Below are 13145 nucleotides of genomic sequence, written 5' to 3'. Positions count from 1 at the left end.
CTTATTGTTTCATTCCCGCTATTCTGTCATCTTCCAAAATGTTCTCGGTAGCGGTTTTTATGTGTTCTAAGGTTTCTTTAAGTTCTGTTTCGGTCAAGTCTTCAACATTGGAAATAATGCCGTCAGCCAACATGTTTAAGATGGCTTTGTCTTGGGCTCTTCCACGTAACATGGCTTCTTGATAGCCAAGTTCTTCATGGAAGGTTACAAGGGAATATTTAGAGGAATATTCAGTTGGGAAGGTTTTTTCAAGGGCCATTTCCAATTGGCGCTTATCCCTGAAATTGGCCTTGTTCACGTGCCCTTTCATTTCAAAGAAATTGTCGATGGCCAAATCGGCTATGGCATCGGTGTCCTTTTTTCTGTTGGCTTCGTAGATTTTAAAAATGGTTTCCCAATCGGTGTGGCCTTCTTCCAAAACCTTATCCAATTCGGTGACATCTTCAAAAGAAGCATTCATGCCCTGTCCATAAAATGGTACAATGGCATGGGCGGCATCTCCCATCAATAAGGTGTTGCCCTTATAGTGCCAAGGTGAACATTTTACGGTTCCAAGTGGTGCTGTTGGGTTTTCAAAAAACTCTTCGGCCAGATTTGGCATCAATTCCAAAGCATCCTTAAAGTAAGTGGAGAAGAATTCTTCAACACGCTCTTTAGTGGTTAAATTATTGAAATTGTATTCGCCTTCATCAAAACTTAAAAACAGTGTTACCGTAAAGCTGCCGTCCAAATTTGGAAGGGCGATGAGCATAAAGGCATCGCGACCCCAAATATGGAGGGCGTTTTTGTAGGTTCTAAAACCACCGTCTTCGGTTGGAGGAATACTTAATTCCTTGTAGCCATGTGTTAGATAATTCTGTGAAAAGCTAAATAGGAACTTTTTGCCCAAATAATAGCTTTTTCTCATGGCAGAACCTGCGCCATCCGTAGCGAAGATGACATCGGCATTTGCTTCAAATTCGGTATTGGTATCGTAGTCTTTAAAAAGCGCAGTGGTATTTTCAAAGTCAACCGACTTGCATTTTTTGTTGAAATGAATGGTGACGTTTTCATGCTTTTCGGCTTCGTCCAATAACAAAGCATTGAGGCCTCCTCTTGAAATGGAATTAATGTACTCATTTCTTCCGCTATAGGGAGAAAAATTCGTGTTGCCTTCCAAGTCGTGGAGCATTCTTCCGTTCATAGGAATGCACAATGGCTCAATTTGGTCTTGAATGCCTACCATTTTCATGGCTTTGATGCCACGATCTGAAAATGCTAGGTTAATGGAGCGTCCAGCACTAATGTCTACTTTTCGCAAATCTGGGCGCATTTCATAAACGGTCACTTTATAACCCCTTTGTCCAAGACGAAGGGCTAAAAGGCTGCCGCAAAGTCCAGCGCCAATAATCAATACATTTTGTTGTGTGTTATTCATTTTTAGTTGTCAAACGTCAGACGGTGTGTTTAATTTAAAATAGCTTTTAACTTGTCTACCATGTGGTACACATCTTGAAAAGAATTATAAAGCGGCACGGGAGCGCAACGAATCACATCAGGCTCTCTCCAGTCACTAATCACACCTGCTTCGGTTAATTTTTTATGTAGATTTTTATCGGCATTTTTTACTTGAATGGACAATTGGCAACCACGCTCGTCTGGATTTTCAGGAGTGATGATTCTAATGGTGTCTTCGCCAAGTTCTTTCAGTAAGAATTCAAAATAGCCAGTTAGTTCTTTCGATTTTTTAGAGAGTTTTTCGATGCCTACTTCTCCAAAGATATCCAAGGAAGCCTTGATAGCCGCCAAGGAAAGAATAGGAGGGTTGGACAATTGCCAACCTTCTGCTCCCGGTAAGACATCAAACTCATGACGCATGTTAAAACGGGTTTGCTTGTTGTGGCTCCACCAACCAGTAAAACGGTTAAGGGTTTTGTCATGGGCATGGCGCTCATGCACAAAGGCACCTGCCAAACTTCCTGGTCCTGAGTTGAGGTACTTATAGGTACACCAAACGGCAAAATCGGCTCCCGAATCGTGAAGGTTGAGTTCCACATTTCCGGCTCCATGGGCACAGTCGAAACCAACCATACAGCCATGTTCATGCCCCATTTGCGTAATACGCTTTAAATCGAAATATTGTCCTGTATAGTAGTTGACACCTCCAACCATGATCAAGGCAATCTCATCGCCATGGGCGTCCAAAATAGCCTGTAAATCTTCATATCGAAGCAATTCTTCTCCTTCTCTTGGAGTCCATAAAATCAAACCTTCCTTATCGTCATAACCATGGTGGCGCAATTGTGATTCTACAGCATACTTGTCACTAGGAAACGCATCAGATTCGATGACAATTTTATAACGTTTTGGGGTTGGCTTATAAAAGGACACCATCATGAAATGTAAGTTGGCCGTGAGGGTGTTCATGGTCACTACCTCGATGGGTTTGGCACCAACAACTTTAGCCATGTTTTCTGTTAAGAATTCATGGTATGGCATCCATGGGTTTTTGGCATCGGTATGGCCCTCAACTCCTAAATTAGCCCAATCCTCTAATTCTTGGTCAATATATGATTTTGTCGTTTTGGGCTGTAAGCCGAGTGAATTTCCGCAAAGGTATATTAGCTCGTTGCCTTGTGCGTCTTTAGGGATGTGAAATTTGTCCCTGTATTGAGAAAGGTTGTCATTTTGATCTAGTTCTATGGCAAAATTCAAACCTGATTTATATGTAGACAATTGTAAAAATATTTTGGGTTGTTCACAAAAATAGGAATTATAAATCTATGAATGAAGTCTAAAAGAGCTGAGATTTCAACATGAAATTTGTATCTTTAATTAAAACCATAGTTATGAGTGCTACAAAAGAATATACCAATGGAGAGATGACCATAGTTTGGGAGCCTCGAAAATGTATTCATTCGGGAGTGTGTGTTAAGGGCTTGCCTAATGTTTTTCAGCCTCAGGATAAACCATGGATTAAAATTCAGGCAGCATCCACATTGGACCTTGTTAATCAAGTGAAGCAATGCCCTTCTGGCGCATTGAGTTTTTATATGAACGGTGCAAAACAAGATAATACTAAAGCGATGGAAACTAAAGTGGAGATTATGGAAAATGGACCGTTATTGGTACACGGTACCTTAAGTGTGAACCATACGGATGGCCGAACTGAGACCAAAGATAAAACGACTGCTTTTTGCCGTTGTGGAGGTTCTGCTAACAAGCCCTATTGTGATGGCACCCACAGGAAGATTGATTTTGAGGGATAGTTCTTAAAGAAATATTTAAAGAAAAAGCGCTTCGACCATTGGTCGAAGCGCTTTCAATATATATAGACGCAAACTGCGGGATATTTATAATATATACGGGTGAAGCTTTGGGTTTGGATGATTTTGTTGAAAATTGGTTCATAAAAAGTCTTTGAAACTTATTGATTGTAGTTATATTCTTCTTTAAATCAGTAAATTAAAGTTAATTTTAGTCGTCCAACGGTTTTATTTTGCCAACGTATTTTTTAAAATTAGTTTAGATGTACATCAAAGTCGAATTGAATGTAATTCGCAATTCTCTCCAAGATTAAATTTATTAATAGCAAACTGGCACCAACATCTTCTGTGATTGTGTAGAATTTTTGCTATCAATTACACACTATTTCGAGGTATTTATGTTATGGGCAAAGCTCCCAATGGCTGTTGACTTATATTTTCTTGTGTTTGGTTTTAGAACCTCTTGATCTATCAAGGATTTACCTAAGCATTATTTATTAACCAATTTAATTCTAAGACCAATGAAAACACAAACAACAATTTTTGGTAAAGAGTACTGTGTAATACCTTTACTCGAAAACATTTCTTTTCCTCAATTATTACATTTTATCTTACAAAGGACAATGTTGATCATCGTTCTTTTTTTTACGTTCATTACTTTTTCTCAAGTAGCTCCAGTAAATCCTCCAACAGGTGGTTTTGAGATAGACGGAAATTTGCTCTCTAGTGCTAATGGAGACTGGATTAATGGCGGTGGTGCAGGAGGTTTTGTTATTGAGGAAGTGGAGGTAGATGGAGTGAACGTATGGAAGGCGGTGGATGAGACTTCGACCGGTTTTGTTCGGGATGATTTTAATTCCCAGGCCGATTTAAGTTTTACAGGGGGAAGTTCATTTGGAGATAATCCAAATGATTGGAGTTGGTCATCAGGAAAACCAACCAGTAAATGTGATATTAATACAGTGCTCTTGCATCAAACTACAAACGTTGAAGATACTCAAAAGTGGCTTATCCTAGCAGGTGATAGGTTGACAACCAATGGGACTAGTTATATTGACTTTGAATTTTCACAGGGAAAGTTTGCTCGTAATTCTGACGGAACGTTTACTTCGGTAGGTTTAGAGGATGATGGGGAAACAGAAATAGATCTATCGAGTTCAAACGGAAGAACTCCAGGAGATTTTGTGTTGTCTATGGAATATAGTAATGGGGGGACCAATGCTAATGTCCATTACTATGTTTGGGAAGGAGAGGAAGGTAATCCTAATTCTTATAAATTTGTTGAATATCCTATTACTGATATAGCAGGTTCTGCGTATGGAGCAACCAATGGAGATAGTGGGGTTTCTGTTCCATTTGAAGCCTTTGACTCTTCAACTTATATCCCTTTTGCTTTTGTGGAAGCAGCCGTAAATATTGATGGTATAATAGAAAGTACGGGTAACAACTGTACTGCGATTAATATTAAAACAGTATTTGTGAAAACAAAGGCGTCGGATTCCTACAATGCGGCTCTTAAAGATTTTGTGGACCCTATTCCGGTAAACTTTCAATTTGGGGAAGCTCAATTGGACTATTTAGATGAGTACTGTAATTTAGGTACGGCCCCACCAACTGTTTCGCCATCTTCTAGTGGAATGTTTAGTGCTACACCAGATGGATTGGTATGGGCGGTTTCAAATCCTCTAATTCCAGGAGAGATAGATTTAGCGGCCAGTACTCCTGGAGATTATACAATTACTTTTACCCCTACAGGTGGAGTTTGCTTAAATCCTATAGAAGTTCCTGTAACTATAAATGCATTGCCTTCAATTCTTGAATTAATGGGGAGCTCTATTTGTAGTGAAGACATGAATACTGGGACAATAAGTTCTACAAATTATGAAACTGGAGTGAGTTATCAACTTTATGATTCTGGCGATGTGGCTGTAGGTAGTCCTTTGGACAGCGATGATGCTGTTGAAGGCGTTTTAACATGGACGGGCTTAGCGGCAGGAAATGGTTATTATGTTAAGGGAACTGGGGCATCACCAACATTATGCGAATCTGAGAGTTTGCCTGCAAATGTTATTGAGGTTACTAATCCAGTGGCATTGGTGTTGACGGGAAGCTCCATTTGTAGTGAAGACATAAATACAGGAACAATAAGTTCCACGAATTATGAAACTGGAGTAAGTTATCAGCTTTATGATTCTGGCGATGTGGCTGTAGGTAGTCCTTTGGACAGCGATGATGCTGTTGAAGGTGTTTTAACATGGACGGGCTTAGCGGCAGGAAATGGTTATTATGTAAAGGGAACTGGAGCGTCACCAACATTATGCGAATCTGAGAGTTTGCCTGTAAATGTTATTGAGGTTACTAATCCTGTGGTATTGGTGTTGACGGGAAGCTCAATCTGTAGTGCAAATCCAAATACGGGGACAATAAGTTCCACGAATTATGAAACTGGAGTAAGTTATCAGCTTTATGATTCTGGCGATGTGGCTTTAGGTAGTCCTTTGGACAGCGATGATGCTGTTGAAGGTGTTTTGACGTGGACGGGCTTAGCGACAGGAAATGGTTATTATGTAAAGGGAACTGGAGCGTCACCAACAATATGCGATTCTGAGAGTTTGCCTGCAAATGTTATTGAGGTTACTAATCCTGTGGTATTGGTGTTGACGGGAAGCTCAATCTGTAGTGAAGATATAAATACAGGAACAATAAGTTCCACGAATTATGAGACTGGTGTAAGTTACCAGCTTTATGATTCTGGCGATGTGGCTGTAGGTAGTCCTTTGGACAGCGATGATGCTGTTGAAGGTGTTTTAACGTGGACAGGCTTGGCAGCAGGAAATGGTTATTACGTAAAGGGTAGTGTGGCCTCATCAGCATTTTGTGAATCTGCGAGTTTGCCTGCAAATGTTACAGAGATTACAAATCCAGTGGCATTGATGTTGACGGGAAGCTCCATTTGTAGTTCAAATCCAAATACAGGGACAATAAGCTCGATAAATTATGAGACTGGTGTAAGTTATCAGCTTTATGATTCTGGCGATGTAGCAGTAGGCGGTCCTTTGGATAGTGATGATGCTGTTGAAGGTGTTTTAACGTGGACAGGCTTGACAGCGGGAGATGGTTATTATGTTAAAGGAACAGGAGCATCTCCAACATTATGTGAATCTCAGAGTTTGACTGTAAATGTTGCTTCAGTAAACAATCCAGGAAAACCAACTGTTATAGTGGCAGTGCCCGCGAGTTGCTCTTCTGCAGAGATTACTTTACAAGTTACAAGTCCTTTGGATGTAGAGGGAGTTGTAGATTATGAGTATAATAATAATGATGGCGATTGGCAAGATGAGGTTCAGTTTACAATTAATGCAGGGGATGGGTTTAGTATCAAAGCTAGAATAAAAGGAGGTTTGATGTGTGTGTCAGAACCTGAAAATTGTGAGGGAGAAGAGGTGGCTCCTGTAGCTAGAATGTCGGCAACAGAAGACACGTCCATAAAGCAACTTCCTTCCAAAACAACTATTAAAGCCTATCCAAATCCATTTAACGATCAAGTGAACTTTAAGGTATTGGCGCCCGAAGACTCTAAGGGAAGTCTTGAGTTGATGAACCTATTGGGGCAACGTGTTAAAATGGTTTTTGAGGGAGATTTAAAGCAAGGTGAAAACTCGTATAACGTTAATTTACCCGCCCTGCAAAACAATACGCTCATTTATGTATTGACGGTGAATGGAGAGCGTGTAACAGGTAAGTTGATTCAATCTAGGCGATAATTGTTTAATAGTATAAATGTTATTGCAGCTGAAAAGCCCACTTTTATTGTGGGCTTTTCTATGTTTGAATTTGATGTTTATTCATCCTCATTTTTGATGAGCATAGGGCAGCTGCGCTTGAAATTTTCCAAACGTCGTTGGGAGACATTTTTGATGTAAGGGTGATTGGGGTTACGCTTTTCAAAATCCTGATGATAGGCTTCGGCTTCCCAAAATTTTTGGAACGGCATGATTTCAGCAGCGATTTCAGTATTTAGTTTTTTAGCCCAAGTTGCTTTTTTGACAATAGCTATTTGCTTCTGTTCTTCATTTTGGTAAAAAATAATGGAGCGGTATTGGCTGCCCTTGTCAGGACCTTGTCCGTTGAATTGAGTGGGGTCTTGGGAGTTGAAATAGACATCCACCAAGGTGGCAAAATCCACCACTTTTGGATCGTAAATCACTTCAATGGCTTCAGCATGACCTGTGCGTCCTGTGTTGCTGTCTTCATACGTAGGGTTTTCTGAGTGGCCTCCGGAATACCCAGAAATGGCTTCTTCCACACCTTTTACACTTTCGTAAATGGCTTCGGCACACCAAAAGCATCCACTGGCAAAATAGGCGCGGGCCAAACCATTTTCCAAAGGAACTTCAATTGGTTCGACATTCATTAAGGCTTGTTGTTTCGGGGTTACCTGTGCGTGGTTGTTGCAACTGAAAAATAGAAGGGCAATGATAAAGGAGCTGATAGATTTCATAGCGTTTTCTTTTAATAGTCGTGGGACTTTGGAAAACCTTATGGGAAACTATAAGAAAGTAGTCACAAAAAAATCCCTAGCCGAAGGACTAGGGATTTTTATATGAAGTTTTATGATGGTTTAAAGCTTAGAGAACAATTTTTCCATTTTCTCTCTTTGTTCATCGGCTAACTGCGCATCTACCAAAATACGTCCACTGTGTTCATCTGTAATTACTTTTTTACGAGAAGCAATTTCTACTTGAATTTGTGGTGGAATAGTAAAGAAAGAACCTCCTGAAGCACCTCTTTCAATTGGCACAACTGCTAATCCATTCTTCACATTGCTACGGATTCTAAGGTAAGCTTTTACCAATCTAGCATCAATCTGCTCTTGGTATTCTTCTGATTTCTGAAGCAAAGCTTGTTCCTCTTTTTCAGTCTCGGCTAAAATAGCGTCCAACTCACTGCGTTTGTGCTTAAGGTGGGTTTGACGGTCTTTAAGACGATCTTTGGTTTCAGCAATGATTTCTTTTTTCTGCTCAATTTGTGCCTTGAACTCTTTAATATGTTTTTCGGCCAATTGAATTTCTAATTCCTGAAACTCTATTTCTTTAGTCAATGAGTTATACTCTCTGTTATTTCTAACATTTTTTTGTTGCTCACTGTATTTTTTAATCAAAGCTTTGGCTTCTTCAATTAAATTTTTCTTCCCTTTGATTTCCTCATCAATCATTTCAAGATTTGAACCTAATTTTTCAAGTCTTGTATTTAATCCTTCTACTTCATCTTCAAGGTCTCTTACCTCCAAAGGAAGCTCGCCTCTTAAGTTTCTGATCTCGTCTACTCTGGAATCGATTAATTGTAAATCGTATAACGCTCTTAATCGTTCTTCAACAGAAGCTTCAACTTTTTTTGCCATAATTATAAATACTTTACTGGATTGGTATTTGTCATCGATAAAACGACTGCAAAATTAGTAATTTTTTTTGATAGATAGTCTGCTAAAAATGTTTTTGTGTGCTGTTCGCTTTCGTAATGTCCTATATCTGCTAAAATAATTTGGTTTTCGGCGGAAAAGAAGTCATGATATTTTAAATCTGAAGTAATTAGGATGTCGGCTTTTGCTGCTTTTGCCGCACCAATGGCAAAGCTGCCAGAACCACCCAAAACAGCGACCTTTTTGATGGGGTTATTTGGTAGTTCGGTATGCCTAATTACCGAAACGTTCATTTTTCCCTTTACGTAATTTAAAAAGGTCTCAGGTTTCATTTCTTTGTCCAATTCCCCAACCATTCCAATGCCTATGGTTTGGTTGGTGTTGTCCAAAGTTTGCACTTCATAGGCGACTTCCTCATACGGATGAGCAGAAAAAAGAGCCTCTAGAATGCCAGATTCGTGATGTTTTTGAAAGGTTACTGAAACTTGGGTTTCTGGTTCATAATGCAATGTTTCCTTTTTACCTTTGGTAGGATTGGAGGAGGCATTTCCTTTAAAGGTTCCGGTTCCTTCCGTATTAAAACTACATTGATCGTAATTACCTATACTGCCAGCTCCTGCAGCAAATAGAGCTTCGCGTAACTGAACAGCAGATTCCGTAGGAACATAGGTGGTCAGTTTTTTTATGGTGCTTTTTTGCGGAATCAATATTTCTTTGGAATTCAGTTCTAATTGATTACAGATAATATCGTTAACGCCCTGTAGAGCATTGTCTAATGCCGTATGGATGGCATAAATGGCAATGTTATGTTGAATGGCTTTAATCACCACTCGCTCTACGTAACTGTTACCGTTTAATTTTTTTAAGCCTTTAAAAATGATGGGGTGGAAGCTCACAATAAGATTGCAGTTGTGCTCTATGGCTTCATCAACCACGGCTTCCAAGGTGTCCAAAGTTACCAAAACACCTTTTAGCGGAGTGTTTTTATCTCCTACCAAAAGGCCTACATTGTCAAAATCTTCTGCATAGGCCGTTGGGGCCAAATCTTCTAAATGCGCAATGACATCTTTTATAAGCATAAAAGTATTGTTTGTTTCAAAGATAAAAATAAAGTGATACCCTCGACAGTTTTCCTGAGGTTAGAAATTGTAAAGAAGCATCATTTAAATATTGACTATATTGCCAAACCAATTCAATGCTGTTTTAAATAGTTATTTATGTACTTACTTCGGAAGCTTTTATTGCCGATTGTTCCTGTTTATTATGTGGTCACTTGGATGCGAAATAAATTATATGATGTTGGTGTTTTTAAGTCAACGGAATACAATTTTCCTGTAATCGCAGTTGGTAATTTGAGTGTAGGGGGAACCGGTAAAACGCCAATGATTGAATATTTAGTGAGGTTATTGAAGGAAGATCGAACTCTAGCAACTTTGAGTAGGGGCTATAGGAGGCAAACCAAAGGGTTTCTTTTGGCCAATGACGAAACAACAGTGGAGGATATTGGCGATGAACCTTTTCAGTTTCATTCTAAGTTTGAAGATCTTTTGGTGTGTGTCGATGAGGACAGGCGTCATGGTATTGCCGAATTACGCAAATTGAAAAGTGCTCCTGAAATTATCCTTTTGGACGATGCTTTTCAGCATCGAAAAGTTAAGGCAGGATTTTATGTGTTGTTGACTTCGTATTCCAAATTATACGCGAATGATATATTGTTGCCTACAGGCGATTTAAGAGAGCCACGATCTGGTGCCAAACGTGCGGATGTGATTGTTGTTACCAAATGCCCAAACAATTTGGATGAAGTTGAAAAAACAGAAATTATCAAGCAATTGAATCCAAGGGAAGGTCAAGAGGTGTTTTTTAGTTCCATTGATTATTCTAGTGTACTTAAAGGTCAAAAAGGAGACATGTCTCTTGATTTGTTGAAGGGGAGAAAGTTTACCTTGGTAACTGGGATTGCCAATCCTAAGCCTTTCTTGCAGTATTTAGAATCCTTTAAATTGGATTTTAAGCATTTAAATTTTAAAGATCATCACGATTTTTCAGAAAGTGAGATTGCTATGTTGAAAAACGAAGAATTGATCATCACTACCGAAAAGGATTATATGCGGCTATCTCCACATTTCAAACATCAAGATAACCTGTTCTATTTACCCATAGAAGTAAAGTTGGATCGAGCAGAATTGTTCAATTCAAAAGTGAAAACCTTCGTCAACCAATTTTAAAATTAAATGGTAGAAGCCTGATTCTGGTTGCTTAGGGCATTGAATAGTTTCTTTTCAAAATCTTCCTGCTTAAACGGTTTTGAGATAATATCGTTGAAGCCTGCTTCGTCAAACTCATGCATTTTGTCTTCCAAGGTTACCGCAGTAAGGGCAAATATGGTCAGCTCTTTGTCAAAAGTTCTAATGATTTTGGTAGCTTCCAATCCGCTGATTCCTGGCATGTGAATGTCCATTAATACCACACTGTAGCGTACTTCTTTTACTCTTTCAACAGCGTCTTCACCGTTGTCAACCACATCACAATGAAGGTTCATCTTGTTTAAGATTTTTTTGGTAATCATTTGGTTGATTTTGTTGTCTTCAACTACCAAAATTTTGACGTTGCTTAAATCCAATTGGTTGATGTTATTTGAATAGTTTGGTTTTGCGATGGTCTCCAGCTTTTCAGCATAAGCCATTGGTACTTCAAAAATGAAGGTCGATCCTTTTCCTAATTCACTCTTTAGGTATATTTTTCCTTTAAGAATTTCGATAAGTCCTTTAACAATCGAGAGTCCAAGTCCAGTTCCTCCGTACTTACGGTTAATTTGAATGGAGCCTTGGGAGAAACTCTCAAACATGTGCTCCTGTTTTTCTTTGGTGATTCCTATTCCGTTATCCTCAACCTCAAATCGAACATTAAAGGTGCCGTCCTTTTCATTGATTTTTGTAACACGAACCCAAATGTCTCCATCCTTTGTAAACTTAATGGCGTTTCCGATGAGGTTGATTAAAATTTGGGAAATTTTCAATTGGTCGGCCTCAAAGGTTCGGGGAAGGGCTTTGTCGTATTCAAAATGCATGGTTATGTTATTGTCCATCGCGGAATTGTTAAGGGCGGAAATAACATTGCCAACTTTCTTTTTCAGATCAAAAATTTCGGGATCTAGATCTACTTTGTTGGCTTCAATTTTATTGATCTGTAGAATGTCGTTGATGAAGGTTAAAAGATAGTCTCCAGAAAATTTCAACGATTTTAGATGAGGTATTTGTTCTGGTTTAGGGTGTTCTTCCAAGAGCATATTGGTCAATCCGGTAACGGCATACAAAGGGGTTCTTAGCTCATGGGTTACCGTGGAAAGGAAATTGGCTTTTGTTTTGGAAGCTAGTTCGGCCTTCTCTTTGGCTAAAACCAACTCGTCATTCTTTTTGTGAAGCATGTTGTTGGTCTTAAGCCTAATATTGTTGTTTTTGTACAGTGAAAGGGTTAGTAACGAAAGAATGGTGATAAGGGCAATACTCAAGATGGTAGTTATTTTGGTGAGATTGCTGTCGGCATTCTTTTGCTCCATTTCAGCTTTCAGTTGCTGGTTTTCTGCATCCTTATATTCACTAATAAATTGTGTCCGTCTTTCGGGCGATAAGTTTTCTCGTTTGATATCTAAAATAGAATCAGATAGTTTTATGTGCTTTACAAGAAATTCATTGGCAAGTTTATAATTCTCTTCAGATTGGTAAATGTCGCTTAGGGTAAGGTAACTTTCGTTTAAACTTTCAATTAGCTTGTTTTGTTGGGCAATCTTCAATCCGTCGTTGGTAGCAGAAAGTGCTGAATCGGTGTTTCCAAGTTTTTGAAGTACTTTTCCACTATTGATAAGGGCGCTACTTAAAATATTACTTTGGTTATATTTTTTGGCGAGAACAATGGCCTTTTCCAATTGGGCTTTAGCCTGCTTGTAGTCTTCCAATTTAATGTAGACCTTTGCCTCGTTAAGGCAAACTTCTGGTATGTACTCTTCTAAATCTTCTTCTTCAAACTTTGTTTTTGCGGAGTTGAAATAGTCAAGGGCAGTTTGATACTCTTTTGAACTGTAGGAGATAATTCCCCAAACATTGTATGTAATGGCCAAATTAGCGTAGTCCTCAATTTCGCGTTGTATTTTGGCTGCTTTGGTAAGAGATACCATGGCTTCTTGAGGTTCTTCAATAGTATATTGCAGTTTGGCAATCTTGGTATGGATAATACCTTGACTTTTTTTATTGCCAACGGTTTTGGCAATCTCCAAAGCTTTTGTAAGGTTTTCCCTTGCGCTATAGTAATCTCCACGGCTACTGTTTAAAGATGCGTGGGTGATATGATTTTCAATGCGCATTTGTAATAAATCAAGATCATCGGCGTTGTTTTGAGCTCCTAACTGAAGCCAAAAACTGAAGCCAAAAATGAAGAAGAAGTACTTAATTTGGGACATATTCAGACCGCTTTTATTGTAACAA

At 39.0% G+C, this 13145-nt stretch carries 9 protein-coding genes; 3 read left to right on the top strand and 6 right to left on the bottom strand.

The window, feature by feature from the left end:
- Window position 1 precedes the first annotated feature (1 nt).
- Window positions 2-1417 carry an NAD(P)/FAD-dependent oxidoreductase gene (locus RBH95_RS14590; protein ID WP_307900303.1) on the bottom strand — a complete coding sequence of 472 codons (1416 nt, stop codon included), beginning with the start codon at window positions 1415-1417 and terminating at the stop codon, window positions 2-4.
- 29 nt (window positions 1418-1446) lie between these two features.
- Window positions 1447-2715 (bottom strand): kynureninase, encoded by a 1269-nt coding sequence (gene kynU, locus RBH95_RS14585; RefSeq protein WP_307900302.1) that lies wholly within the window; start codon window positions 2713-2715, stop codon window positions 1447-1449.
- Between the two features lie 113 nt (window positions 2716-2828).
- Here kynU and RBH95_RS14580 point away from each other — a divergent pair, with 113 nt between their 5' ends.
- Both RBH95_RS14580 and RBH95_RS14575 read left to right on the top strand, forming a co-directional pair.
- Entirely contained in the window at window positions 2829-3248 is a 420-nt protein-coding gene (locus RBH95_RS14580) for a (4Fe-4S)-binding protein (RefSeq protein ID WP_307900301.1), read from the top strand.
- A gap of 620 nt (window positions 3249-3868) precedes the next feature.
- The gene (locus tag RBH95_RS14575) at window positions 3869-7009 is read left to right on the top strand and encodes a T9SS type A sorting domain-containing protein (protein WP_307900300.1); all 3141 of its coding nucleotides are present in this window, start codon (window positions 3869-3871) and stop codon (window positions 7007-7009) included.
- Between the two features lie 77 nt (window positions 7010-7086).
- On the opposite strand, the gene msrA is transcribed toward RBH95_RS14575, so the two are convergent.
- The 3 genes from msrA to RBH95_RS14560 form a co-directional block, all read right to left on the bottom strand.
- A complete protein-coding gene (gene msrA, locus RBH95_RS14570) occupies window positions 7087-7746 on the bottom strand; it encodes a peptide-methionine (S)-S-oxide reductase MsrA (protein WP_307900299.1) in 660 nt (219 codons plus the stop codon).
- A gap of 120 nt (window positions 7747-7866) precedes the next feature.
- Window positions 7867-8646 (bottom strand): zinc ribbon domain-containing protein, encoded by a 780-nt coding sequence (locus RBH95_RS14565; protein ID WP_307900298.1) that lies wholly within the window; start codon window positions 8644-8646, stop codon window positions 7867-7869.
- Window positions 8647-8648: 2 nt separating this feature from the next.
- Window positions 8649-9743, bottom strand: coding sequence for a Nif3-like dinuclear metal center hexameric protein (locus RBH95_RS14560; protein ID WP_307900297.1), 1095 nt, complete (start codon window positions 9741-9743; stop codon window positions 8649-8651).
- A 138-nt stretch (window positions 9744-9881) separates the two neighbouring features.
- Between RBH95_RS14560 and lpxK the strand changes: the two genes are divergently transcribed.
- Complete coding sequence (lpxK, locus tag RBH95_RS14555; protein ID WP_307900296.1) at window positions 9882-10892, top strand: tetraacyldisaccharide 4'-kinase; 1011 nt, start codon at window positions 9882-9884, stop codon at window positions 10890-10892.
- 2 nt (window positions 10893-10894) lie between these two features.
- Here lpxK and RBH95_RS14550 read toward each other — a convergent pair whose 3' ends face one another.
- Window positions 10895-13120: an ATP-binding protein gene (locus RBH95_RS14550; RefSeq protein WP_307900295.1), complete on the bottom strand. Its 2226-nt coding sequence runs from the start codon at window positions 13118-13120 to the stop codon at window positions 10895-10897.
- Window positions 13121-13145 lie beyond the last annotated feature (25 nt).

It is taken from the genome of Mangrovimonas sp. YM274, assembly GCF_030908385.1.
In the GTDB taxonomy this organism is placed as follows: domain Bacteria; phylum Bacteroidota; class Bacteroidia; order Flavobacteriales; family Flavobacteriaceae; genus Mangrovimonas_A.
The sequence above is the reverse complement of the archived record's forward strand: the minus strand, read 5'-3'. Positions and strand labels throughout refer to the sequence as shown.